The sequence below is a fragment of the Edaphobacter paludis genome (assembly GCF_039993895.1).
In the GTDB taxonomy this organism is placed as follows: Bacteria; Acidobacteriota; Terriglobia; order Terriglobales; family Acidobacteriaceae; genus Edaphobacter; species Edaphobacter paludis.
Genome location: NZ_CP121194.1, coordinates 555,958 through 578,503 on the forward strand (window position 1 = coordinate 555,958; position 22,546 = coordinate 578,503).

General features: G+C 58.2%; 26 protein-coding genes and 1 pseudogene. 3 read left to right on the forward strand and 24 right to left on the reverse strand.

Annotation, left to right across the window (positions count from 1 at the left end; translation table 11 throughout):
- Positions 1-13: 13 nt before the first annotated feature.
- Positions 14-1,864: a LysM peptidoglycan-binding domain-containing protein gene (locus P4G45_RS01985; protein ID WP_348268026.1), complete on the forward strand. Its 1,851-nt coding sequence runs from the start codon at positions 14-16 to the stop codon at positions 1,862-1,864.
- A gap of 142 nt (positions 1,865-2,006) precedes the next feature.
- Positions 2,007-2,834 carry a hypothetical protein gene (locus tag P4G45_RS01990; RefSeq protein WP_348268027.1) on the forward strand — a complete coding sequence of 276 codons (828 nt, stop codon included), beginning with the start codon at positions 2,007-2,009 and terminating at the stop codon, positions 2,832-2,834.
- A gap of 74 nt (positions 2,835-2,908) precedes the next feature.
- Here the strand turns inward: P4G45_RS01990 and P4G45_RS01995 are convergent, their stop codons facing one another.
- The 6 genes from P4G45_RS01995 to P4G45_RS02020 all read right to left on the reverse strand — a co-directional run bounded on the left by P4G45_RS01995 (position 2,909) and on the right by P4G45_RS02020 (position 7,849).
- A complete protein-coding gene (locus P4G45_RS01995) occupies positions 2,909-3,454 on the reverse strand; it encodes a peroxiredoxin (RefSeq protein WP_348268028.1) in 546 nt (181 codons plus the stop codon).
- Positions 3,455-3,569: 115 nt separating this feature from the next.
- The gene (locus tag P4G45_RS02000; RefSeq protein WP_348268029.1) at positions 3,570-4,418 is read right to left on the reverse strand and encodes a UDP-2,3-diacylglucosamine diphosphatase LpxI domain-containing protein; all 849 of its coding nucleotides are present in this window, start codon (positions 4,416-4,418) and stop codon (positions 3,570-3,572) included.
- 38 nt (positions 4,419-4,456) lie between these two features.
- Positions 4,457-5,614, reverse strand: coding sequence for a Gfo/Idh/MocA family oxidoreductase (locus P4G45_RS02005; protein WP_348268030.1), 1,158 nt, complete (start codon positions 5,612-5,614; stop codon positions 4,457-4,459).
- Positions 5,615-5,667: 53 nt separating this feature from the next.
- Positions 5,668-6,450 carry an acyl-ACP--UDP-N-acetylglucosamine O-acyltransferase gene (gene lpxA, locus P4G45_RS02010; protein WP_348268031.1) on the reverse strand — a complete coding sequence of 261 codons (783 nt, stop codon included), beginning with the start codon at positions 6,448-6,450 and terminating at the stop codon, positions 5,668-5,670.
- Positions 6,447-6,953 carry a 3-hydroxyacyl-ACP dehydratase FabZ gene (fabZ, locus tag P4G45_RS02015; protein ID WP_348268032.1) on the reverse strand — a complete coding sequence of 169 codons (507 nt, stop codon included), beginning with the start codon at positions 6,951-6,953 and terminating at the stop codon, positions 6,447-6,449. The genes lpxA and fabZ overlap by 4 nt, the downstream gene beginning before the upstream one ends.
- 38 nt (positions 6,954-6,991) lie before the next feature.
- The gene (locus P4G45_RS02020; RefSeq protein ID WP_348268033.1) at positions 6,992-7,849 is read right to left on the reverse strand and encodes a hypothetical protein; all 858 of its coding nucleotides are present in this window, start codon (positions 7,847-7,849) and stop codon (positions 6,992-6,994) included.
- Between the two features lie 160 nt (positions 7,850-8,009).
- Between P4G45_RS02020 and P4G45_RS02025 the strand changes: the two genes are divergently transcribed.
- Positions 8,010-8,393: a DoxX family protein gene (locus tag P4G45_RS02025; protein ID WP_348268034.1), complete on the forward strand. Its 384-nt coding sequence runs from the start codon at positions 8,010-8,012 to the stop codon at positions 8,391-8,393.
- Between the two features lie 66 nt (positions 8,394-8,459).
- Here P4G45_RS02025 and hypB read toward each other — a convergent pair whose 3' ends face one another.
- The 18 genes and pseudogenes from hypB to hypF all read right to left on the reverse strand — a co-directional run bounded on the left by hypB (position 8,460) and on the right by hypF (position 22,440).
- Positions 8,460-9,158 (reverse strand): hydrogenase nickel incorporation protein HypB, encoded by a 699-nt coding sequence (hypB, locus tag P4G45_RS02030; RefSeq protein WP_348268035.1) that lies wholly within the window; start codon positions 9,156-9,158, stop codon positions 8,460-8,462.
- Entirely contained in the window at positions 9,155-9,502 is a 348-nt protein-coding gene (gene hypA / locus P4G45_RS02035; RefSeq protein ID WP_348268036.1) for a hydrogenase maturation nickel metallochaperone HypA, read from the reverse strand. Before hypA ends, hypB begins: the two co-directional genes overlap by 4 nt.
- A gap of 38 nt (positions 9,503-9,540) precedes the next feature.
- Complete coding sequence (locus tag P4G45_RS16935; protein ID WP_373694139.1) at positions 9,541-9,645, reverse strand: hypothetical protein; 105 nt, start codon at positions 9,643-9,645, stop codon at positions 9,541-9,543.
- Positions 9,642-10,193, reverse strand: coding sequence for a hydrogenase maturation protease (locus P4G45_RS02040; protein ID WP_348268037.1), 552 nt, complete (start codon positions 10,191-10,193; stop codon positions 9,642-9,644). Before P4G45_RS02040 ends, P4G45_RS16935 begins: the two co-directional genes overlap by 4 nt.
- Positions 10,190-10,540 carry a hypothetical protein gene (locus P4G45_RS02045; protein WP_348268038.1) on the reverse strand — a complete coding sequence of 117 codons (351 nt, stop codon included), beginning with the start codon at positions 10,538-10,540 and terminating at the stop codon, positions 10,190-10,192. The genes P4G45_RS02040 and P4G45_RS02045 overlap by 4 nt, the downstream gene beginning before the upstream one ends.
- Complete coding sequence (locus P4G45_RS02050) at positions 10,537-11,478, reverse strand: hypothetical protein (RefSeq protein WP_348268039.1); 942 nt, start codon at positions 11,476-11,478, stop codon at positions 10,537-10,539. Before P4G45_RS02050 ends, P4G45_RS02045 begins: the two co-directional genes overlap by 4 nt.
- The gene (locus P4G45_RS02055; RefSeq protein ID WP_348268040.1) at positions 11,475-12,140 is read right to left on the reverse strand and encodes a DUF6084 family protein; all 666 of its coding nucleotides are present in this window, start codon (positions 12,138-12,140) and stop codon (positions 11,475-11,477) included. Before P4G45_RS02055 ends, P4G45_RS02050 begins: the two co-directional genes overlap by 4 nt.
- Positions 12,133-12,816 carry a DUF5947 family protein gene (locus P4G45_RS02060; RefSeq protein ID WP_348268041.1) on the reverse strand — a complete coding sequence of 228 codons (684 nt, stop codon included), beginning with the start codon at positions 12,814-12,816 and terminating at the stop codon, positions 12,133-12,135. The genes P4G45_RS02055 and P4G45_RS02060 overlap by 8 nt, the downstream gene beginning before the upstream one ends.
- Positions 12,817-12,831: 15 nt before the next feature.
- Positions 12,832-13,011, reverse strand: a complete 180-nt coding sequence (locus P4G45_RS02065; RefSeq protein WP_348268042.1) for a hypothetical protein — start codon at positions 13,009-13,011, stop codon at positions 12,832-12,834.
- Between the two features lie 11 nt (positions 13,012-13,022).
- Positions 13,023-13,604, reverse strand: coding sequence for a NifU family protein (locus tag P4G45_RS02070; protein ID WP_348268043.1), 582 nt, complete (start codon positions 13,602-13,604; stop codon positions 13,023-13,025).
- Entirely contained in the window at positions 13,604-14,551 is a 948-nt protein-coding gene (locus tag P4G45_RS02075; protein ID WP_348268044.1) for a nickel-dependent hydrogenase large subunit, read from the reverse strand. Before P4G45_RS02075 ends, P4G45_RS02070 begins: the two co-directional genes overlap by 1 nt.
- Before the next feature lie 503 nt (positions 14,552-15,054).
- Positions 15,055-15,408: pseudogene (locus P4G45_RS02080) on the reverse strand (nickel-dependent hydrogenase large subunit); the annotation flags it as partial.
- 24 nt (positions 15,409-15,432) lie between these two features.
- Positions 15,433-16,494, reverse strand: coding sequence for a hydrogenase expression protein HypE (locus P4G45_RS02085; protein WP_348268045.1), 1,062 nt, complete (start codon positions 16,492-16,494; stop codon positions 15,433-15,435).
- 353 nt (positions 16,495-16,847) lie between these two features.
- Positions 16,848-17,975 carry a hydrogenase expression/formation protein HypE gene (gene hypE / locus P4G45_RS02090; RefSeq protein WP_348268046.1) on the reverse strand — a complete coding sequence of 376 codons (1,128 nt, stop codon included), beginning with the start codon at positions 17,973-17,975 and terminating at the stop codon, positions 16,848-16,850.
- A complete protein-coding gene (locus P4G45_RS02095; protein WP_348268047.1) occupies positions 17,975-18,622 on the reverse strand; it encodes an SIS domain-containing protein in 648 nt (215 codons plus the stop codon). The genes hypE and P4G45_RS02095 overlap by 1 nt, the downstream gene beginning before the upstream one ends.
- A complete protein-coding gene (gene hypD, locus P4G45_RS02100; RefSeq protein ID WP_348268048.1) occupies positions 18,619-19,764 on the reverse strand; it encodes a hydrogenase formation protein HypD in 1,146 nt (381 codons plus the stop codon). Before hypD ends, P4G45_RS02095 begins: the two co-directional genes overlap by 4 nt.
- Complete coding sequence (locus P4G45_RS02105; RefSeq protein WP_348268049.1) at positions 19,761-20,117, reverse strand: HypC/HybG/HupF family hydrogenase formation chaperone; 357 nt, start codon at positions 20,115-20,117, stop codon at positions 19,761-19,763. Before P4G45_RS02105 ends, hypD begins: the two co-directional genes overlap by 4 nt.
- The gene (hypF, locus tag P4G45_RS02110; protein WP_348268050.1) at positions 20,092-22,440 is read right to left on the reverse strand and encodes a carbamoyltransferase HypF; all 2,349 of its coding nucleotides are present in this window, start codon (positions 22,438-22,440) and stop codon (positions 20,092-20,094) included. The genes P4G45_RS02105 and hypF overlap by 26 nt, the downstream gene beginning before the upstream one ends.
- Between the last annotated feature and the right edge of the window lie 106 nt (positions 22,441-22,546).

Consider the following 22,546-nt stretch of genomic DNA (forward strand, 5'->3'; position numbering starts at 1 on the left):
ATGAGCAGGGAAGATGGCGCGGACAATTCAACGATTCAAAGATGTGCGGCGATGGGCACTGGTGGCAGCTTGTGCGCCGCTGGTGATGCTTGCGGGTTGTCCGCAGAACCAGGGCGCAGCGAAGGCCAAGGTGCCTGCCAATGCGACGGCTCCGGCCATTGCCAGCGGCCGGAGCGGTCAAGCCGGACAGGCAGTGAAGTCTGCCGTAGCGAAGGCCCAGCCTGTCGACCCGGCCAGGGCATACAAAGACCAGCAGTTGATCAATCATGCCGAGCAGCTTTATCGCAACGGCGTGGACAACTACAGTGCGGGGCATCTCGATGCGGCACGCGCCTCCTTCGATGCGGCTGTTGATGCGATGCTGACGAGCGGGATGGACCTGAAGGGCGACCCGCAGCTCGCCGATGAGTTCGACCATCTATTGAATGCGGTGAACTCGCTGGAGATGGCGGCGTTGAAGCAGGGCAACGGGTTTTCGCCGACCATTGAAGAGGCTCCTCTCGATGCCGCCAACCAGGTCACGTTTCCTGCGAACCCGGCATTGACCGCGAAGGTCGAAGCGGAGTTGAAGACGACGCAGTCCGACTTTCCATTGGTGATCAATCAGTATGTCGCCGGCTTCATCAGCTATTTTTCGAATTCCCAGACTGGGCATGCGCATCTGCTGCGTTCTCTTGAGCGTGCCGGAAAATACAAGGCAATGATCTCGAAAGATTTGCGCGATCAGGGCGTGCCGCAGGACCTGATTTATCTGGCGGTCGCCGAGTCGGGTTTTCAACCGCAGGCGCTCAATGCCCACTCCGGCGCCGGGGGCATGTGGCAGTTTATGCCGACGGGTGCGTACGGCCTGACGCGTAACGGTTGGTTCGACGAACGATTTGATCCGGAGAAGTCTTCCAAGGCGTATGCGCAGTACATGAAGTCGCTGTACAACCAGTTTGGCGACTGGTACCTCGCGATGGCGGCCTATGACTGGGGCCCGGGCAATGTGCAGCGTGCCGTCATGCGCACAGGCTATGCGGACTTCTGGGAGCTCTACCGGCGCAACGTGTTGCCTGGTGAGACGAAGAATTACGTGCCGGGCATCATCGCCGCGATCATCATGGCGAAAAACCCGACCCAGTATGGATTAGACAAGATGGTGCCCGAGCCGGCAGTAGTCTCTGACACGGTGACGGTGGACGATGCGGTGGATCTGCGTCTGGTGGCCGATATCACCAACACGACGCTGCCGGAGATCGTTGCGTTGAACCCTAGCTTACTTCGCATGACCACGCCGCGCGACGTACCGTTCGATCTGCATATTCCCGTCGGCACGAGCGAGCTTTTTGCGTCCCGGATTAAACAGATTCCCGAGGACAAGCGCGACACGTGGCGGTTCCATGTCGTGCATGACGGGGAGACGCTTGATGCGATTGCAACAGCGTTTCATACTCATGCGAGCGATATTGCGGAGGAGAACGGCGTCGCTGCGAATGACAGCGTCGACGCTGGCGATGAGTTGGTCATCCCGATCGCAACTGCGAGGGCGGTCGCACATCCGCAGACGTACAAGGTGCGGCGTGGCGATACGCTGGTTACCGTCGCCGACCGTTTCGGCGTAACGGTGGAGCAGTTGAGACGCTGGAACCATCTCCGATCGAACGCAGTCAGAACGGGAAGTTCGTTGCGGGTCTCCGAGCCCGTGAAGCTCGCGCCAAAGACGAGGATGCGTGGGAGATCGTCGCATGGACACGCCCGTTCGCATAACTCTTCCGTCTCGTCGCATTCGAAATCGACTTCATCGGAGCGGGCGACGTCGAAAAAATCGAGCGCGAAATCGAAGCATGTCGCGTCCAAAACGAAAAGGAAAGCTGCACGATAAGCTACCTCGCAAAAAAGATTGCTTGCCTTCGGTAGCGCTTCGATGCATCCTGTTGCTAGAATCTCGTCGCAGGAAGTTAAGATAAATTTTGTTGCATCGTATTTGTAGCGAAGAGTCAGAGCAGTGATTGAGGGGAAACGAAATGACGTTCGACGACACGATCCGGTACCGTGCAGCAGCGGCAGATGAAGACCACGACTTCGCCGATGAAACAGAAGACGACGATCAGCGCCACAGCTTCGAAGAGGACGACGAAGAAGAAGAAGAGGTCACGCTGAACTCTGACGACGATGAAAATGAGATCGACGAGGAAGAGGATGACGAGGCTACCCGGCCTGACACTCATGCCGAAGAGGCGAGTCTCTTCAGTCTGCCGCCGTCGCCGGTGAGCGGATACACCCCCTCGACCAGAGAGGCGATTGTTCCTGCTCGCAATTCCTCCGCGGAGCGAACTGTGACGTCAGCGACGAAGAAAGCTTCCGCGAAGAAAGCTGCGGGCCCGAAAAAGGCTGTTCCTGTAAAAAAGGCTGCCGTGAACAAAGCGCCTGCAAAGAAAGCTGTCGCTACAAAGGCGACCAAGTCTGCGTCGAAGAAGCCTGTTGTCGCAAAGAAGGTCGCCGCCAAGAAGACTTCCGTGAAGAAGAGCCCGGCTAAGAAGAGCCCGGCTAAAAAGACATTGAGTTCTGCCGCGAAGAAATCCAGTGCTCTGCGCGGCGGTAAGGGCGCCTCCAAAAAGACGTCCGGCAACAAGAGCACAGCCAGCAACAACAAACCAATGAAGAGAGGTACTACCTTGGCAACCAAGAAAGCAGCAGCAAAGAAGGCCCCTGCAAAGAAGGCAGCGGCAAAGAAGGCAGTAAAGAAGGCCCCGGCAAAGAAGGTCGCGGCAAAGAAGGCTCCTGCGAAGAAAGTCGCGGCAAAGAAGGCTCCTGCGAAGAAGGCAGCCGCAAAGAAGACCGCAAAGAAGTAAGCATTAACTAAGGCAAGCAAAAAGGCCCGGACACTCGATTGAGAGCCCGGGCCTTTTTGCGTCTGGCGGTATCTCTACTTCTTAGCTTCGGCGATTGCAGCGAGGACCTCTTCGCTATGGTGGTTCACTTGGACGTTGGGCCAGAACTTGACCACCTTACCCTGAGGCGAGATGAGGAATGTCTGCCGGCTGGCAAAGTGCATCGGTCCCACCGACTTTACGGGCACGCCGTATTCGTCGACTACTTTATGCTCGGGATCGGCCAGCATCTTGAAGCTGAAGGTGTCTTTCGCGCACCATGCTTTGTGGCTGGCGACTGTATCGAGGCTGACCCCGAGGACGACCGCATTCAGCGCATCGTACTTCGCCTGATCGCGCTGGAAGTTGTGTGCCTCGATAGTGCAGCCCTGGGTCTGGTCCTTCGGATAGAAGTAGAGGACAACCCATTTGCCTTTGAAATCACTGAGGCTGATGGGCTTGTCTTCCTGTGAGGGAAGGGTAAAGTTGGGCGCGGTCATACCGACCTTCACCGTGTCTGTATCGGCGGCATGTGCCTTCAGACCGACGCCGCATGTTGCCACCAAACCTATAATCGCTGCAATCCAAATTCCTTTGCGCATCTTTGTTCCCCTTTGTGAAGCATGATGAATATACGGGCCCATCTGCCTATAAGACTCCTGTTTCAAGTTTTCTGGCGTGATTTTACGGCGTGGCGACAACATTGTGACAATTGAGCTACTTCGCGAGGATTGCAATGTCAGCCGCATCCGCTGCGGCGATGATCGCAGCGGGGTCAAACATCAGCGTTCTGCCTGCCTCGATGGCGAGACAGGTTGCACCAGCATTACGCATGGTCTCGATGGTAGCGAGGCCAATGACGGGAACGTCGAAGCGCATGTCTTGATTAGGTTTAGCAACCTTGACGACAGTCAGCGATCGGCTGAGTGTGGTTTGGCCGCCGTCGCCCAGCGTTTGAAAGAGGGCGCCGGCGCGCTCGATGGTGGCGTCGGTGCCTTCCATGGCTTCGACGGCGACGCAGGCCTGGGCAGCGATGACTACGGTCTGCCCGAGGTCGTAGGCCGCGATGGCCTGGGCCACAGTACGACCGTAGGCGATGTCCTTGAACTCCTCGTCACTGGGAGCGCGGCTGGTGAGAACACCGGGTTGAGCAAGCAGCGGTTCAAGATAGGCGGTCGAAGAGATCAGTTCAATTCCCTCGTCGCCTAGAACTTTTGCGACAGCACCGAGCAGCATGTCGGTCGAGCGGGTGCGGAGGTTGAGCAGCAGCTTTGCCAGCCGCCAATCCGGGCGAATACTAGAAAAGATCTGCTTGTGCTTTACCTGACCTGCCATGACGGCGCGGGTGACGCCTTCGGCCTGAAAGGTTTCGATGAGGCGGGAGAGCTCTCCGAGTGAAAGCCAGTGAACGTGGATGTTTGGATCGGCGGCGGCGCGGGCGTCGATCTCGGGGTCAGTCTCCTCCTTGATCGCTGCGACGACGACCTGAAGGCCGTGAGCGCGTGCAGCGTCAAGAAGGAGGAAAGGGAAGCGTCCGTTGCCGGCGATGAGGCCGAGTTTATCCATGGGGTAACGAGCTAATACCGATGATTTTCCAGCGAAACTTACTGCTTGCCTTCGACTTCGGCTTTGAGATGGATGGTGCGTCCAGTCTGCGCAGAGCGGCGAGCTGCATCCAAAATGCGCACCACGGTAACGTTGGTGTCGAGCGATGTTAGATCGTGTTCAGGCTTGAGTGTGCCGTCGAGAACTGCGCTGAGGTAGTTGAGCGAGTTATCGTGAGGTGGGGTGAGCGCGGGTGCGTCTTCGATGTGTTCGGCGTGCTCGCCCGGTAGACGGATACGGAGCTTAACGCCTGGAGCTCCATCCTGATAGAGAGTGTCGACGTAGCCTTTGACCCCGTAGACTTCCATGTCTTTGCGGTCAAAGGGCCAGTTCCATGAGCCTTGAATAATGACCTGCGCATGCGGATAGGTAAGGATGATGGTGCTGTCGTCATCCACTTTGGGATAGATTTCTGGCTTGATCTGAAGGGTGACGGCGGTGACGGTGAGCGGCAGTTCGCCGTGCGTCATCCATGTGGAGAGATCGACGCCGTAGCAGCCGAAGTCGAATAACGCTCCGCCGCCGTTCTGTTGCGGATCGGTGAGCCATTTGAAGAAGTCGGGGCTGACGCCGATCTCTTTGGGGCCGCGATGTCCGTCATGGAAGACGAGCTTGCGCAGATCACCGATCTGGCCGCTTGCGAGCAGATTGTTCGCTGCGGTGTTGGAGGCATACCAAGTGGTCTCGTAGTTGGTGAGGACTGGAATGTTGTACTTCTCTGCGAGCTTCTGAATGGCCAGGGCATCTTCAACGGTAGTGGCGAGGGGCTTCTCGACCATGACCGCGATGTGGAGCGGCGCGGCCTGCTCTATGGCGGCGCGATGTCCAGCGATGGAGGTGTAGACGAGGATCGCCTGTGGGTGAGTCTTGGCGAGCATGGCCGCTTCAGACGAGAAGAAGAGGTTATCGGGGAGATGAAATCTTGAGGCGTACTTCTGCCGCAGAGCGGCATCAGGTTCGGAGATGCCGACAAGTTCAACCTCTGGGTGTGATGGCAGATTGTGCAGGAAGCCCAGGATGTGGTCGTGATTCAAGCCGACGACGGCAACGCGGATGTGAGCAGGACTCTGCGCAGAGGAGGAGGACGAAGCAGTGAGGACGCCAAAGACGAGGAGTGCGAGAAAAGCTTTGAAGGCGCAACGGAGAGAGTAGGTCATAGATGGAGACCAGTCTACCTTTCTTGTGACGAGCAATGCTTCGACTGCCGAACTTACTTGATGATGCCCCGGTCGCTGTTGGCGATGAAGTCGGCGAGGTAAGCTACATGTTCGCCTGCGCCTTTGCTTATCGTCTCGCGGATGGCCTCAAGGGCTTGCGTTGTATTCAGCTTCGAGGCTTGCAGCAGACGGTAGGCCGCGCGTAGTTCTTTCAACTGTGCCGGCGTGAAGCCGCGGCGTTGCAAGCCAACTTTATTCAGCCCGTAGGCGTGGTTATTGCGCTCGATGCTGGTGAGCGAATAGGGCAGCACGTTCTGCGTGATGGTCGTGCCACCGCCGATGTAGGAGTATTTACCGATGCGGCAGAATTGATGAATCGGACAGAGTGCGCCGACGACAGCATAATCCTCTACGATGACGTGCCCGGCGAGGGTGGCGGAGTTGGCGAGAATGCAGCCATTGCCGATGATCGAGTCATGGCCGATGTGGGTGTAGGCCATGATGAGGCAGCCTGAGCCGACGCGGGTTACTCCTCCTCCGCCAACCGTCCCGCGGGAGATGGTGACGTATTCGCGAATACTGTTGTCATCGCCTATATCGAGGCGCGTGGGTTCGCCTGCGTACTTGAGGTCCTGCGGTGCGATTCCGAGGCACGCAAAGGAGTAGATGCGGTTCCGGTTGCCGATGGTCAGATGTCCATCGAGGACGACGTGCGAGACGAGTTCGCAGTCTTCGCCGAGGACAACATTCGCGCCAATGGTGCAGAAGGGGCCGACCGTGCAGGATTTTGGGATGGTGGCTCCAGCGGCGACGATTGCGGTCCGATGGATGCTCACTCAGCCGGTACCTCTGGCGTGGGTTTCTTGGCGGCGCGAGGGACGAGCTGGCACATCACTGTCGCTTCACACGCTACCTTGCCATCAACCGTGGCGATGCCCAGCATCTTGACCGCGCGGCTGCGCCACTGGAGCACGGTGACTTCGATGCGCAGTTGGTCGCCGGGAACTACTGGGCGGCGAAACTTGGCATTCTCGATTCCAGTGAAGACCATCAGCTTGTCGGCGCGGTCGGGAATCTCGGTGAGCAGGAGCGCGCCGCCAGCCTGGGCGATGGCTTCAACCATGAGGACGCCGGGCATGATCGGATAGTCGGGAAAGTGTCCCTGAAAGTGCGGCTCGTTCAGGGTGACGTTTTTAATGGCAACGATGCGCTGCTTGCGCTCCATCTCGACGACGCGGTCGATGAGCAGAAATGGATACCGGTGCGGCAGGATGGACATGATCTCGACGATGTCCATCGTCTGTTTGGCGACCTCGGTGCCTTGCGGGGAATCAGTCATAGGTTCACTCATGGCAGCCCTGAGTATAAACCGCCGAGTCATTTCTTTTTCAGCAGGTTGTCGGGATTGAACAGCTCCGGCGGCAGGCCGGTGTTGTACTGCACCTTGTTATAGAAGCGTTGGTTGGCCATGTCGCCGTTGTGGTAGCGGGTGATAGTGAAGGCCGTGGGCAGGCCCTGAACGGTGTGGTAATCGTCGTATTCCTCTACGTCCTCGTCATAGTCTTTGAAAGTGGTGTTGCGCCACTGGAAGGTGCGACGCACTGGGAGGTGCGTGGTTGAGTCCAGATCGATAGTGACCGCGTCGTTGTTCGCGCTGAGGATCGTCACTTTATCGGCCATACGGCGCTCGACCATGCTGGTTCCGTCGTAAAGGATCATGACGCCGGGGGCCTTGATCCAGTCGCGGACCACGTCTTCGATGGAGTGGGCCTGCCTGCGGTAATAGTCATCGACCTGGTCTTTCGGCAGAGTGGTTTTGCCCTTGTAAGTGACCTCGTAGCCGGTGCCCCCGGTCCAGATTTGGACGACGTCAATCTTCTTGCCGGGGAAGATCATGCTCTTGTCGGTCAGGAAGCCGATACGCTGAGCTTCCTGATGGGTGCTGTCGGGAAACTGGTGCCAGGCGTCGAATTCGACGATCATGCCATTTGGCCGCCCCTGGAAGAAGCTGGCCATGCGGCCGTGGAACTGCATGTCCTTGCGATTCAGCCACTCTGGGCCACCGAGTGCGGCGATCATCTGATCCATCAATTGGCGGCCGCGTTGTTCCTGCGTCAGCGCGCCAGGTGGAGCAACTGTCGCGCCGGGAGTGTCACTGGTCTGCGCCCTCAGCAAAGGGGAAGCGAATGCGGCGAACAATATGCCTGACAACAGGGTGCAAAGAACTCTCTTCATCAAAACTCCGTTAGCCTGTGACACCATCAACGTCTTGGATGGTAGACGAAATGTTCAACAAAAAATATTCTGCACACCTTCCGCTGATTCGATAATCTCATCCTGAGAATCGAACTGCTTTCGTGACGGTTGCCAATTCCTTCCGCTGGAGCCTGTGAATATGAAGATCGCCGTAGTGATAGCGCGCGTTTTGCTTGGCCTGATGTTTCTCGTCTTCGGCCTCAACTACTTCTTCCATTTTCTTCCAATGCCTCCGCCGCCGGGCGACGCCGGTGTATTGATGGGTATCTTTTATACTCACGGCTGGCTGACCTTCCACGGGGTGTTGTACGTGATCGCCGGCTTGCTGCTGCTGTCTGGATGGTACGTTCCGGTCGCTCTGACAATCCTCGGGCCTATCATCGTGAACATCCTGCTGTTTCATCTCACGATCGCTCCGGGTATCGCGCCGGGTCTATTGGCAGCTGTACTGGAACTCTTCCTGATCTGGGCATATTGGCCAGCCTTCCGCGGTATCTTTACGGCGAAGATGGAGACCCTCTAGTCTCATCTCACATCCGTGGGTTGGTGTGATACTGGACGCGGGGCGGCGTCGCGCTGCCTGGAGCATTTATTGGGTGGTCTCGTATTGCAGTGCGAGGCGGGTTTTATGAGAGTGAGCGAGCTTATCGCGCAGAAATTGGAAGACGTCCTGCATGCCGGATCCGGTCTTGGCGGAGACCTCGAAGATCTGCATCCCAGGGCGCACACTCTCGATGTTTCGCCGAGCGGCGGCGAGATCGAACTCGGCAGGGCCGGCCATATCCATCTTGGTGATAATCGCGACGTCGGAGCTATTAAAAATAGTTGGATACTTTAGAGGCTTGTCTTCACCTTCCGTGGCGGAGAGCAGGACGAAGCGGAGCTCTTCGCCAAGGTCATAGCTGGAGGGGCAGACCAGATTACCGACGTTCTCAATAAAGAGAAAATCGAGCGCGTCGAGCTGCCATCCTTCAAGCGCTCTTTCGATCATCTGTGCATCGAGATGGCAGATGGTTCCGGTCGTGATCTGGCGCACGTTAGGCGTCGCGCGCTTGAGGCGGGCGGCGTCGTTCTCCGTGGCAAGATCTCCGACCAGCGCAGCGACGCGGAAGTTGGCGGCGAGGGTGCCGAGAAGCTTTTCGAGGAACGCGGTTTTTCCCGAGCCGGGGCTTGAAACCAGGCTGATGACGCTGACGCCCGAAGCCTCGAAACGTTCTCGGAGTGCGTGGGCGAGAAGATCGTTCTGCTTCAGAACCTTCGCGCGTACTTCTACGATGCGTGTGCTCACGCGGCCACCTCCAGAGAAACGACTTCGAGTTCACGTCCTGTGACGATGGTCTCGCTCGGTGTGTTGCATTCCGGACAGCAGAGTTGATAGAGCGAGGGGGGGGGCCGGTCTTCATGGCAAATGGCACAGTGGATGACAAGCGGAACGGTCTCAATATCGAGTCGCGAATCTTCGAGTCGCGTGCCCTCACAGGCGAGCTCCCAGGCGAAGAGGAGTGCGTCTCGGTCTACACCCGAGAAGACACCGATTTTGAGGTGCACGACCTCTATGTCATGGAGATCGCGCGCTTCAGATTGCTCGTCGATCTCGTCGATGATGCTGAGAACAATCGATAGCTCGTGCATGAACTGCCTTTCATGCTTGCTGCGTGAAATCCGGGCGGTTACATTGTGCTGATTTTGATGTAGCGCTTGATGTCGGGCGCAACCATGATTGCCACTAGGATGAATGCCAGACTCAGTGTGCCAACGATGATTTTTCCTGTCATGATGTCACCTCTCTGTTACCCGTAACATGTGTATGCACCTGCATCGGAGGGTCTTTGCTTTCAAGGATTTTTCCGATCAACTCTTCGATCATGTTGGATGCTTCTTCGACCGTGGCTTGCACTTGCGGTGATAGCCCCATGCGGCCTTCGAGTTCGTCGCCGAAGTCCCTGGGCTCGCAGCCGACGACAAGGATACTAGCGGCTATGGGGCCGAGCGAGGCGGCAAGATTTAAGACCCGCATGGGATCCATGCCATGAGGGTTCAAGTCCATGCCCGCTGCATCGGGGGCGCCGAGCCCCGTCAGATCCGGTTCAAGGACGAACAGAGTGCCGGGCACCTCCTTGCGGGGCAGCGCGTCGACGAGGATGACGGTGTGCCACGGGTCGAGCAATGTGTAAGCGAGGTCGAAGCCCCGGATGCCGAAGTCTTTCACCTGCACTTCGCTGGGAAGGGTCCGCTGCGAAAGCGAACGGGCAACCTCGACTCCGAATGCGTCGTCTCCGAGGAAGATATTGCCGATGCCGGCGATGAGAATCGTCCCGGTCATGTTGAGGCTTCCTCTCGATAGGGCTCGATCTCTTCGGTGCCAAAAAAGAAGCGGTGGCCAGGTTGGCGCATCATGCCGAACTCGCGTCCGGGGTCGTCGTCGAGCACGACGGCAAACTGGATTCGGTCTTCGAAGTCCTGCTCGATGGCCTCGATGATGGCAACCTTGCCGGTGAGAGCGAGGTCCATGATGTCCGCGGACTTTTGCGGCCAGATGCGGATGCGATCGCCGACGCGGAGATCGACGCTGCCTTCGGCGGTCCACACCCGCACGGACTCTGGCGCTGCTTTCTCCTCCGCGAAGGGATTCCACTCTGCTATGAAGCCATCTGGTGAGTCGGGATTCATGAGGTGCCTCCGCGGACCTCGCGCATTGGACGGATGATGCCATGGGTTTTCAGCATCTCTTCGCCGGTCAGGGCTTCGGTGCGCTCGAGGATGCGGCGGGCGCGAGGATCGCCATTGCGCACCTCCTCCTTTTCGGCGTCGGTCAGGGTAAGGACGCGGAGGGTAAGCATCTCGTCCATCTCGGTGCCGTCAAAGAAGTCGCCGGCGCTGTCGGGCGATGTTTTGGGATAGTCGTACATGATGATGGGGGAGAGAAGCAGGATGGAACGGTCAGGCTCTTCGCCGGCAAGAACGGGAAAGACGCCGATGTTGGTGCAGGCCTTGGCATCGGCACTATAGAGATCGGGTGGTTCGAGGAGCGAGATAAACTCTCCGTCTGTCAGGCCGATCAGGAGGTGTGCGGAGACGAGCGACTGGGACAACGCCTCGTCCCGGTGTGCATCGGTGCCGCTCGAAAGCGGGCTCGCGTTTTCGAGTTCGAGATGCAGCTTGCAGATGCCACCAGGCATGCTTTGGGCGCTGATCGTAAGGCTTGCCGCGAGGTCTGAGGTAGGGGTGATGTGTAGATTCAGGGGTGCGTCGAGGATATCGCCAAGACTCAATCCGCAGTGGTCGGACGTGCGTTCGATGGCTTCATCCCAATCGAGCGATGGGTCAGCGAGGGTCTTCAGATCGTCCGAAGTTATTCGTGGCTGAGGCAGAAGCTGGAGGAAGCTGACTTTGATGTCAATCGACGCGTTGTGGCCGGGAACCAGGAGACACTCCGAGACTAGGCGGAAGGGTTCCTCGGGGTGTTGGGCTTCGGCGTAGATGCGGGGATAGAGAGTGCCGAAGTTCCAGCGCTGTCGATTTTTGATAGCAGTGGGGCGGTAGGGATAAAGAATGTATCCCTCGTAGAGCACGGCGGCAGCGATCTTTTCTACCGAGGCGAAGTTCATCTCTGGACCTCCTCGGGGATCTCCGCTGAAGCATCTGCGGCGAGGGCTCTGGCTATGGCTTGTTCCCAGGTGGGGAGCCCATGGCGAACCTTGTAGTTGTACAACTGCTCGAAGGTGTCGCGGCGAAGACAGAGCCACGCGGAGTTGGGGTAGTGCATCTCCATCATCTCTTTCCAGACGGATACAGGAAGACGATAGCTGGCCTCGCGGTCCCATGGAACCTGTGAGATCTGCAGCGCTCCGTCCAGACCCTCGTAGAAGAGTGTGCCGCTGAACATGACGGCGACTGGTATATCACCTGAATCGAGTGCGTGGAAGTACTTGGTCGCCGCGACATTGAAATCGAAGGTACAGGGAAGCTCGAGATTGACGAGCACTTCGCCGGTGAAGCGCGGGATCGCGACGCTGGTGTTCATCCAGAGTAGCGGCTTGACGGTGCGGGCCCAGCGCTCTGGCGTTCCGAACAGATCGAGCAGCTTCTCTTGTTCGTTGGGGACGTAGCGGCGCTTGGCGGGCTCGATCTGGACCTGGCAGCGTAGGGTAATCGCGTGGATCGCTTCGGCGGCAGGGAAGTTGGTGATACGCAGCTTGAGTGCGATCAACGGCATAGCCGCGTGGGGCACCGCTTCAGCACCTTCGATCTCGAAATGGAGCTCAGGCATGGATTGGCTCCATCTGCTGGTTCGCGGGAGTTTCTCTTATTTCAGTGCTGCGGGCTTTCAGGCTCGCGAAGAACTCGTGGATGTGCTTCCAGACATCCACGCCACCGGAGAGACCACGCCAATGCATACGGATGAGGCCGACGAGGTGGAAACACTCGTCGATTGGCACAATGTAGTACTCATGGGCTGTGCCCACACGATTGACGAGCAAGGTCTCGACATCGGGCTCCATCTTCTGGAGAGAGAGATGCTGGGCCGCGATTTCGGTCCAGGATTCCAGGCTCAGCAACGATTCAATGGCTCCTGCTGGACTGGGATACATGGCCATCATCCTGCCGCTTGAGGTGGCGTAGTAGAAAAAAGCCAGATTGATAGGAATCATGAGAGATTCCCATTGCAGATTTGGCATTTCGAAGTCGGTGAGAGCGCGGATGCGGCGGGGGATTCGCAGATAGTGGGCTCCAGGCTGGCCGCAGAAGAGTACGGCACAACCATCGCAGGAGCAGGCGATCTCGCGTTTACGGGGATCGAGTAGATGCTGATGCACGGGTGCGAGCTCGGCGCTGCAAAGCTCGCAGCGTTCCGCCCCATCAGAGATAGGGCGTCGGCGAGCGACTTGCCTCAGAAACGACGGGACCGGAGTCCGTTCCTGTTCGGCTTCGGGGAGTTCGTTCATGCTGGGCTCCCGAGGCTAGGCAGGTGGCAGGTGGGGCATCTTGGGATTGATGGGGCCACGCTGGCATAAGTTGATGCCGGTGGCGTCCTTCGCGAGGCGGGTGGGCCGTTGGGCGAGCGGTCTGCCGCGGCTCTCACCCTTGCGAATTCCGACGGCGTGGAATGAGGTATCGGGCTGTGCGTCCTGTTTGGCCATAACGGTTCTCCTTACTTGATGGTTACGAGTTGGGGTCCACTCTGCGCTTCGGCTGCGGCGTTCTCGGAGACGATTTCTACGATGTCGGGCGCGACCTCGAAGAGTGCATCTTCGACTGCGTTCTTCAGCGTAATGGAGGAGCTTGGACAGCTGCCGCAGGTTCCGTGAAGGCGCAGGTGGACGATGCCATCTCGAACGCCGGTGAGTTCGACATCGCCGCCATGAGATTTGAGATAAGGACGAGCTTTTTCAATGCCACGTAGCACACGCGTTTCGATGTCATCCGGGTGGAGGTTGTGCAGCAGGAGCATGCTGGATACCAGATCATTCTGCAATGCCTGTCCGAGGGCATGTTCGCCCGCCGGGGTTTGCATGAGCGAGTCGATGAGACGCTGCAATCCCGCACCATGCAATTCAACGACCGACTGCACAAGGTCGAGCGCAGTGGCCCGGATCTCCGGATCACCTGCGCTTTGGAGGCGGGCTGCCAGCTTTTCCACTCGTTCCGTCTGCAGGCGAAACTCGCCACGCTGCGGAGGCGCGATGCTGCCGACGACTTCAGGTTGGACATCGGTTTGGGGTGCAGCGGCCATTATTCATGCCCCGCTACGCCAAACATGGGAGAGTGGCGCGTTTCAAGGATTTTGCCGTCACCGAGATACATGTGGACGCCGCAGGGCAGGCACGGATCGAAGCTGCGAACCGTGCGCATGATGTCGATTCCCTTGAACTTGTCTGGGCCGTTTTCCTCGAAGAGCGGCGTGTTCTGGACCGCGTCTTCGTAAGGTCCGGGAGTTCCATACATATCGCGGGGGTTGGCATTCCAGGGAGTAGGTGGGTACGGATGATAGTTGGCGATCTTGCCCTCGCGAATGACAACGTGGTGCGAGAGAACGCCGCGAACTGCCTCGTGAAAGCCGCAGCCGATGGCCTCTTCCGGCACTTTGAACTCGCTCCAGGTGGCGGTGCGGCCGGCATTCAACTCGGCGAGAGCTTTTTCGACGAAATGCAACGCGGTGGCGGCGGCGTAAGCCTGGAAGTAGGTGCGGGCGCGGTCGCGTTCGAGGGTGTTTGACCACTTAGGGATGTGCCACTCGAACTCGGTCTCGGGCAGCAGAGCGGTCTTGGGGAGGTTGATTTTTACGCTGTGACCGGTGGCCTGGACGTAGCCGATGTCTACGAGGCCAGATAGCGCGGTCGACCAGAGACGTGCGATGGGTCCACCGCCGGTATCGAGAGCAAGGTGGTCACCGGTGCGCTGATCGAGCCAGCGCGGCGACATGACCCAGGTGTAGTTGCCTTTGAAGTCGCGCTTCTGCGGACGAGGAATAGTGGTCTGGTTCCAGGGGTGGCGCTTATCGATCGGGTTGCCGAGCGGGTCTTGTGCAACGAAGGTCTCCTGGCCCTGCCAGTCATCGTAATAGGAACTGCCGAGGAGTATCCGGATGTTGAGATTGATGTCAACGAGAGAGTTCGTGACCAGCTCACCGTCGACGACCACGCCGGGAGTGACGAACATCTTGCGGCCCCATTCGGCCATGTTCTTGTACTCGTAGTCGCAATAGTCGGGATCGTTGTACGAACCCCAGCAGCCGAGCAGGATGCGGCGACGGCCGACTTCTTCGTATCCCGGGAGCGCGTCATAGAGAAAAAGTCGAAGAGATCGTCGTGCAGCGGTACGACCTTCTTCACGAACTCGACGTACTTCATCAGCCGCACGAGATAGTCCGTGAAAAGTTGAATCGTGGCTACCGTGCCCACTCCACCGGGATAGAGCGTCGACGGGTGGACGTGCCGTCCTTCCATCAGGCAGAACATCTCGCGGGTGAGGCGGCTCATGGCGAGCGTCTCGCGGTAGAAGGTGCCGGTGAATGGATTGAGCGCGGTCATGATGTCGGAGATCATGCGATAACCGTGCTTGTCGGCGTTCCGACAAGGCGTGTGCTGAGCCTTCTCCCAGACGTTGGGATTGGTCTCCTTGACCATCTGTTCGCAGAAGTCGACCCCGACCAGATTGTCCTGAAAGATGTTGTGATCGAACATGTACTCAGCCGCTTCGCCAAGGTTTACGATCCATTCGGCGAGCGCGGGAGGGCGGACGCCAAACGCCATGTTCTGCGCGTAGCAGGCGCATGTGGCGTGATTGTCTCCGCAGATGCCGCAGATACGGCTGGTGATGAAGTGGGCATCGCGCGGGTCTTTGCCCTTCATGAAGATGCTGTAGCCGCGAAAGATGGACGAGGTGCTGTGACACTCGGCCACGGTTTTGTTGGCGAAGTCGATCTTGGTGAAGATGCCAAGACTGCCGACGATGCGGGTGATGGGATCCCAGTTCATCTCGACGAGATTGCGCTGCTTCTCCTCAAGTTCAGGGACGGTATCGGGATACGTTGCCATGGCTTGATCCTCTTTTTCAAGTGGTTAGAAGGCGTTGGGCTGCTGCGGGCGATAGCCGGTGGTGAGCTCCGGGCGATTGTGGCGCCACTTCGGCTCTTTGTTGACCGTAGAATTAGTGATCCCGCGGAGCGCACGAATCATCCTTCCGTATCCGCTGACCAGCGTGGCTGAGAGCATCCCTCCGGGAGGTTCGTCCATAAAAGGCATGAACTTGTCGGGGAAGCCGGGCATCGTGCAGCCGATGCAGATGCCGCCGACATTGGGGCAGCCGCCGATACCGCGCATCCAGCCGCGTTTCGTGACATTGCAGTCGACGACTGGCCCCCAGCAGCCTAATTTGACGAGGCATTTTGAGGAGCCGTATTCGGTGGCGAAGTCACCCTGCTCGTAGTAGGAGCCGCGATCGCAACCTTCGTGGACAGTCTTGCCGAAGAGCCAGGTCGGGCGAAGCTGCTTGTCGAGGGGAATCATCGGGGCGAGTCCGGCAACCTGGTAGAGCAGGTAGAGAACGGTCTCCATGAAATTGTCGGGTTGTACCGGACAGCCAGGGACGTTGACGATCGGTAGACCTGCTTTGGAACGCCAGCCCCAGCCCAGGTAGTCCGCGAGTCCCATGGCTCCGGTTGGATTGCCGGCCATGGCATGAATACCGCCGTAGGTGGCGCAGGTGCCGGCGCCGATAACGGCCAGCGCCTTCGGGGCGAGGCGATCAATCCACTCGCAGGTCGTGATGGGCTGACCTGTGTCATGGTTTGTTCCCATGGCAGCCCAGTAGCCCTCTTTCTTAATCTTTTCGTTAGGGATGGAACCTTCGACGACAAGGACGAAGGGGTCGAGCAGACCCTTCTCGGCATCGTAGAAAAACTGCATGAATTCGTCGCCATTCTCGTACGCGAGTACCGGATTGTGGAGATGCACCGTCGGGAGCCCAGGAATCGCGCCGAGGAGAACATCCTCGATGCTCGGCTGCTCGGCTGCTGTGACGGAGACGCTGTCACCGTCGCAACTGAGACCCGCGGTAATCCAAAGAATGTGAACATCGGATACGGGTGAAGGCCTGGTGATCTTGCTTACGGAGTCAGCCATGGAGTTCTCCTTGAGACCAGCATCGTGACCTATTCCGCGAGCCCGCTCGCAGCCAAGGTCTGGGATATCTCGCGACCCGTAAGCCGGGGGCGGAAGAGTCGCAACATAAGAACTGTGATTTGAGATTCGTCGAAGCGGGATGGTAGAAAGCAGGACATGCCTGTCACCCTCGCGAAGCTGAGTGTGAGCCCTAACTTATAACCCTGCGACCTACGGCAGGAATCGAACGACAATGACAGTACGCCGGTCCAAGGGTGCTGTCAAACGCAACAAAGAAAATACTTTCGACGTTTTTTCGATGCAATCTCTAGGCCTTTTCAACGTCTATTCGCGATCTACCAATGTTTATGAGCTCAGCAGATGCGCGGAAGCTGCTCGCCGAACATTACGTCGAGGACACGCGTGCCGCCGATCTCAGTCTTCATCAATACCATGCCGGGATGGGCTTCGACGACCTCGCCGATGATGACGGCGTCCTGACCCAGGCGATGTTGCCGCATCTGTTCGAGGACGGCATCTGCCATCTCAGGGACGACAAGGGCAAGCAACTTACCTTCGTTCGCGACATACAAAGGGTCGAGCCCTAGCACCTCGCACGCTCCCTTGACGGACTCGCGCACAGGAATGGTGCGTTCGTCCAGCAACATGCCGACGTTGGCGTGTTTGGCAATCTCATTGAGAGTGGTCGCGACGCCGCCGCGGGTAGGATCGCGCAATGTGTGAATGAAATCCTTTGCGGAAGAGGTGGTCGCAAGCATGGTGGCGACCAGGTCGTTGAGCGATGCGCAATCGCTCTCGATGGCGCTCTCAAATTCGAGCCCCTCGCGCTGACTCATGATCGTCATGCCATGATCGCCGATATAGCCGCTGAGTATGATCTTGTCGCGGGGGTGAGCGCGATCGGCCGAGATGTTGCTATCGTGCTCGATTATGCCGATGCCGGTTGTCGTGATGAAGATCTGGTCTCCTTTGCCACGGTTGACCACCTTGGTGTCTCCGGTGACAAGTTCTACGCCAGCCTCGGCGGCGGCGGTCCGCATCGACTCGACCACCCGGCGCAGATCGTCGACCGCAAGGCCTTCTTCGAGGATGAACGCGGCGGAGAGATACAACGGGCGCGCTCCGCTCATCGCGAGATCGTTCACCGTACCGTGAATCGCCAGCCGGCCAATATCTCCGCCCGGAAAAAAGATTGGCGTGACCACGAAGGAGTCGGTAGCAAAAGCTAGTCGTGTGTTACCGATGGTGACTACTGCTTGATCGTCAAGCTTATCGAGCGTGGGATTGCGAAAGGCCGGGAGGAAGATTTTATCGATCAGATCCGCAGTAAGCTTGCCGCCGCTGCCATGGCCCAGCACAATGTTGTTGTGGTCGAACACCGGAAGCGGACAAGACGCCGACAGAAGCGAGGCCGCACTATTTTCCTCACCATTCAGGTCCAAATCAACACCGGTCTTCGAGACATTCCCGTCAGGCTTCATCAAATCACATCCTCCTCACCCATCGAGACGTGGATCAGGTCCCACAGTATGTGAAGCAGCGTAACGTGTGACTCCTGAATGCGATGCGTGCTGTAGCTCGGTACTGTAAAGCAATACTCAGCTGCTCCTGCAAGCCGTCCGCCATCCTTACCAGAAAAGGCGATCGTCAGCATGTCCTTGCGTTTCGCTGCCTCCAGCGCATAGATCAGATTCGGTGAGTTGCCGCTGGTCGAGATCGCCAGCGCCATGTCTCCTGGTTTGCCATGCAGTTCAATCTGGTCCACAAAGATTCGCGCATAATCTTTGTCGTTCGCAATCGCAGTCAGCACAGCCATCTGACTGACCAGATCGAACGCCGGCAGAGCTCGTCGTTTTTCGATAATCGGATGAATGAACTCCACGGCAATGTGCTGCGCATCGCACGCACTCCCGCCATTTCCCATTACCCAAAGCTGATGTCCTTGCTCGAATCGCGCGGCCATCTTGGCGCTCAATTCACCAATCAACTCCGCGTACGTCTCAAAAAACTTCTCCTTCACCTCGATGGACTCTTTGCATTTATGCATCACCATGCCGCGCCAGTCATGCTTCTGCGCCACTGCTGCTGGCGTACCGTCATTGCTCCTCGAAGCTATCCCCTCGCTCATGCAGCACCTCGAACCGACTCCACACTTACATACTGGGTTGCCTCCCTGTGCTGTTCGAGGTGCCGCCCATAGGCGTAATACGCCGCGCATGCTCCCTCCGCCGATACCATCGTGGCTCCCAGCGGCTTCTGCGGCGTGCACCCCGTCCCGAACGCGGGGCAGTCATGCGGCTTCTTCAGACCGCGCAGAATCTGTCCGCTGATGCAGGCCTCGGGCTCCTTCGTATCAATGTGCTTTACATCGAACAGCCGCTCCGCGTCATGGTCGCGGAACTCCCATCGCAACTTGTAGCCGCTCTTCGGAATCGTGCCTACGCCGCGCCACTTGCGGTCGCTGATCTCGAAGACGTTAGCCACCAGCTTCTGCGCTCCTATGTTCCCGTCTCGGTTCAGTATTCGGGAGTATTCGTTCTCCACCACGGCCCGCCCCTCTTCCAGTTGACGAATCGTCATCAGGGTTCCCTGAAGGATGTCCAGCGGCTCGAAGCCCGTAATTACGATCGGCACCTTGAAGCGCGCGCTTAGCGGCTCATATTCGCGGTACCCCATTACCGCGCACACATGTCCGGGCCCCAGAAAACCCTGCACCCGGTTGAGTGGCGATTGCAGAATCGAAGCGATCGCGGGTGGCACCAACACATGCGAAACCAGGATGGAAACGTTCTTCACGCCTTCTTCCCGCGCTCTCCACACCAGCATTGCATTCGCTGGCGCGGTCGTCTCAAACCCGATCGCGAAAAACACCACCTGCTTGGCCGGATTGGTGCGAGCGATCTTCAGACAATCCAGCGGCGAATATACGATCCGAACATCGCCGCCCTGAGACTTGATCGTGAACAGGTCTCCATTCGAACCAGGGACCCGCAGCATGTCGCCAAACGAGCAGAAGATCACATCCTTCCGTTGAGCGATCGCATGCGCCTTATCGATCATCTCCAGCGGAGTCACGCAAACCGGACACCCCGGCCCATGCACCAGTTCGATTCCTTCGGGCAGCAGATGATCGATCCCATGCTTCACGATCGAATGCGTCTGTCCCCCACACACCTCCATCAGCACCCATGGCCGCGTCTGCACGCGCCGAATCTCCGCCACGATCTTCGCTGCCACATCACCATCGCGATACTCATCGAGATATTTCATTGTCGATCCCCCCCGCCGTTCGTGCCGCCTTTCATCCACGCGGGGGAGGACGGCTTGTCCGTCTCCGGGATCTCCTCGACCACGGGCGATTCCAACTCGGTTAGCTGATCCAGATCTTTCAGCGCCTGGTAGGTGCGCTCGGCCTCCGCTTCATCGACGCGGCTGATGGCGAAACCAACATGGACCAGGACGTATTCGCCCAGTTGCGTGTCGGGTACGTACTCCAGGCATGCTTCGCGAACAATGCCCCCGAACTGGACCTTGGCCATCCGCAAACCGCGTTGGTCGTAGGTCTCGACTACTTTGCCGGGAATCGCCAGGCACATGTTAGTCTCCTCGACGTAACAGTTCATTCGCGATAACGGCTTGTCCTAATGAAATACCGCCGTCGTTCGCGGGCACCAACGCGTGTAAGAATACTCCAAACCCCAAACGCCGCAACTCTCGCGCCGTAAGCCCCAGCAGAATTTGGTTCTGGAACACCCCGCCGCTCAGGCAGACGCGGTCCAATCCATCGCTCTTGCGAATGCAGCAGCAGACCTCGACGATGGCGGCGCTGAGCGTGTTGTGAAAGCAGGCGGCGATTTCGTTTGGCCGTCGCCCTCTGGCAAGATCTCTGACGACCGCCACGACGGTTTGACGAAGATCGACGACGATGGGTTCCGCTTGCTGCAGGCCGTATTCGTAGCGGTCCGTGACGCTTGGCTCCACGGCCATCTCCAGCGCGATGGCCGCCTGCCCTTCGAATGTGACCTCGGAACCTAATCCCAAGAGCGCTGCGACAGCATCGAACAGCCGCCCGCACGAGGAAGTCTGGACGGTTTGTATATGGCGCGAGATCATGGTGTCCACGAGATTGAGCTGTGCGCCAGGAACTGCTTTCAAAAAGGCAATCTCCTCAGGGATCTGGGATCCGAACGAATCCCGGAGATAGCTCAGGGCCATCCGCCAGGGCTGACGTATAGCCGCATCGCCGCCGGGCAACGGCACCGTGCGGAGGTGGCCGCGGCGCTCGAATCCGGCTAGATTGGCCACCAGAAATTCGCCGCCCCAGATCGTGCCATCGGTTCCAAGCCCGGTGCCGTCCATGGCGACGCCGATGACCTTTCCCCGAAGGTGATTTTCGGCCATGCAGCTGGCTATGTGTGCGTGATGATGCTGTACGGCAAATCTGCGATCGATGCCGGAGTCAAGCGCCATGCGTGTACTTCGATAGTCGGGATGCAGGTCATATGCAATGGCCGTAGGCGAAATCTGGAAGAGATGTTTCATCTTCTCCAGCGTCTCGCCGAAGAAGCACATGCTTTCGTAGTTTTCAAGGTCCCCGATGTGCTGGCTCAGGATGGCGTGTCTGCCTCGGGTAAGGCAGAACGTATTCTTCAGCTCAGCCCCTACGGCGAGGACTTGATTCAACTCAATATTCAGGTCGATGGCTAAGGGAACGAAGCCACGGGATCGACGCAGCACGCGTTCGCGCCGCTCGAAGATACGAACCACCGAATCGTCCACTCGCGTGGCTATGTCGCGGTTATGCAGCAGAAACCAATCGGCGATGCTCGACAGCCGCTGGAGCGCATCGGCATTCGATACCACAATCGGCTCTTCGCTGAGATTGCCGCTCGTCATGACGAGCGCGGTAAACTCCGACGCCGATCCCGGTGAATCGCTGAAGAGCAGGTAATGCAGTGGCGTATACGGGAGCATAATACCGAGCGTGTTGTTTCCCGGAGCGAGAACGTCCGGTAGATTGTTGCCACCTGCATCTTCAGGCGAGAGGCGGGACAGAACTACGATAGGCCTGCGCAGATGCTGAAGCGCGGCCTCGTCAGCAGGGGATACGGCGCAGATGCTCTTGATCGCTTGCAGATCGCGCGCCATCAGGGCAAAAGGTTTATCGGGGCGGCGCTTTCGTCGACGCAATTCAGCGGCCGCGGCGGCGTTGCTGGCATCGCATGCAAGCAGGAAGCCGCCCAATCCTTTGACGGCCACGATCTTGCCCTCCCGCAGCAGTTGCCTCGCCATGCGAATCGGTGGAAGCGAATCCTTGCCGGTAAAGGAACAGTCGTCCGGTGAAGCGCCGCTCGGGACAAGACATAGCGAAGGCCCGCAGACCGCGCAGGCGTTCGGTTGAGCGTGGAATCGCCGATCGGCTGGATCGCCGTATTCAGCGCTACACTCTTTGCACATCACGAACTCCGACATCGTTGTCTTCGGGCGATCGTAGGGAATGTCACGGATGATGGTGTAGCGCGGGCCACAGTGGGTGCAATTGGTGAAGGGATAGCCGAAGCGCCGGTTGGAAGGATCTCCGAAGTCGCGCCAGCAGGCATCGCAGGTGCCGGCGTCTGGAGAGACCAAGGCGAATTCACCGGGCTCCTCTCGGCTTTCAAGAATGTCGAATCCTTTGCGCCCTTCGGGCACAATTTCGGAAACGGTTAGATCTAGAATCTCTGCGAGTTGTGGCGGATGGAGTTTCAGGCTATCGATAAATGTTCGAATTGCGGAGGCGTCGCCCTCGACTTCTATCGTCACGCCCGATGAAGAATTGAAGACGAACCCGGCCAGTTCAAGTGACGTAGCAAGTTTGTAGACGAAAGGTCGAAAGCCGACTCCCTGCACGATGCCTCGAACCAGAATGTGGTGCCGTGTCTTCGAGCATGGGAGATAAGACTGCATATAGGCAATTCAGAATAGCCGACTTCCGGTTCGGATTTCACAAGCAAGAGAGTTGCTTTCGTTCTGTTCGGCTGGCAGCCATTTCTCAATGGGGATACGATCTCAT

What these genes read in the sequence shown, in the direction of transcription:
- P4G45_RS01985 (WP_348268026.1), top strand. Translation starts at nt 14, where the DNA reads ATGGCGCGGACAATTCAACGATTCAAAGATGTGCGGCGATGGGCACTG.
- P4G45_RS01990 (WP_348268027.1), top strand. Translation starts at nt 2,007, where the DNA reads ATGACGTTCGACGACACGATCCGGTACCGTGCAGCAGCGGCAGATGAA.
- P4G45_RS01995 (WP_348268028.1), bottom strand. Translation starts at nt 3,454, where the DNA reads ATGCGCAAAGGAATTTGGATTGCAGCGATTATAGGTTTGGTGGCAACA.
- P4G45_RS02000 (WP_348268029.1), bottom strand. Translation starts at nt 4,418, where the DNA reads ATGGATAAACTCGGCCTCATCGCCGGCAACGGACGCTTCCCTTTCCTC.
- P4G45_RS02005 (WP_348268030.1), bottom strand. Translation starts at nt 5,614, where the DNA reads ATGACCTACTCTCTCCGTTGCGCCTTCAAAGCTTTTCTCGCACTCCTC.
- fabZ (WP_348268032.1), bottom strand. Translation starts at nt 6,953, where the DNA reads ATGACTGATTCCCCGCAAGGCACCGAGGTCGCCAAACAGACGATGGAC.
- P4G45_RS02020 (WP_348268033.1), bottom strand. Translation starts at nt 7,849, where the DNA reads ATGAAGAGAGTTCTTTGCACCCTGTTGTCAGGCATATTGTTCGCCGCA.
- P4G45_RS02025 (WP_348268034.1), top strand. Translation starts at nt 8,010, where the DNA reads ATGAAGATCGCCGTAGTGATAGCGCGCGTTTTGCTTGGCCTGATGTTT.
- hypA (WP_348268036.1), bottom strand. Translation starts at nt 9,502, where the DNA reads ATGCACGAGCTATCGATTGTTCTCAGCATCATCGACGAGATCGACGAG.
- P4G45_RS16935 (WP_373694139.1), bottom strand. Translation starts at nt 9,645, where the DNA reads ATGACAGGAAAAATCATCGTTGGCACACTGAGTCTGGCATTCATCCTA.
- P4G45_RS02040 (WP_348268037.1), bottom strand. Translation starts at nt 10,193, where the DNA reads ATGACCGGGACGATTCTCATCGCCGGCATCGGCAATATCTTCCTCGGA.
- P4G45_RS02045 (WP_348268038.1), bottom strand. Translation starts at nt 10,540, where the DNA reads ATGAATCCCGACTCACCAGATGGCTTCATAGCAGAGTGGAATCCCTTC.
- P4G45_RS02050 (WP_348268039.1), bottom strand. Translation starts at nt 11,478, where the DNA reads ATGAACTTCGCCTCGGTAGAAAAGATCGCTGCCGCCGTGCTCTACGAG.
- P4G45_RS02055 (WP_348268040.1), bottom strand. Translation starts at nt 12,140, where the DNA reads ATGCCTGAGCTCCATTTCGAGATCGAAGGTGCTGAAGCGGTGCCCCAC.
- P4G45_RS02060 (WP_348268041.1), bottom strand. Translation starts at nt 12,816, where the DNA reads ATGAACGAACTCCCCGAAGCCGAACAGGAACGGACTCCGGTCCCGTCG.
- P4G45_RS02065 (WP_348268042.1), bottom strand. Translation starts at nt 13,011, where the DNA reads ATGGCCAAACAGGACGCACAGCCCGATACCTCATTCCACGCCGTCGGA.
- P4G45_RS02070 (WP_348268043.1), bottom strand. Translation starts at nt 13,604, where the DNA reads ATGGCCGCTGCACCCCAAACCGATGTCCAACCTGAAGTCGTCGGCAGC.
- P4G45_RS02075 (WP_348268044.1), bottom strand. Translation starts at nt 14,551, where the DNA reads ATGGCCGAATGGGGCCGCAAGATGTTCGTCACTCCCGGCGTGGTCGTC.
- P4G45_RS02085 (WP_348268045.1), bottom strand. Translation starts at nt 16,494, where the DNA reads ATGGCTGACTCCGTAAGCAAGATCACCAGGCCTTCACCCGTATCCGAT.
- hypE (WP_348268046.1), bottom strand. Translation starts at nt 17,975, where the DNA reads ATGAAGCCTGACGGGAATGTCTCGAAGACCGGTGTTGATTTGGACCTG.
- P4G45_RS02095 (WP_348268047.1), bottom strand. Translation starts at nt 18,622, where the DNA reads ATGAGCGAGGGGATAGCTTCGAGGAGCAATGACGGTACGCCAGCAGCA.
- hypD (WP_348268048.1), bottom strand. Translation starts at nt 19,764, where the DNA reads ATGAAATATCTCGATGAGTATCGCGATGGTGATGTGGCAGCGAAGATC.
- P4G45_RS02105 (WP_348268049.1), bottom strand. Translation starts at nt 20,117, where the DNA reads ATGAACTGTTACGTCGAGGAGACTAACATGTGCCTGGCGATTCCCGGC.
- hypF (WP_348268050.1), bottom strand. Translation starts at nt 22,440, where the DNA reads ATGCAGTCTTATCTCCCATGCTCGAAGACACGGCACCACATTCTGGTT.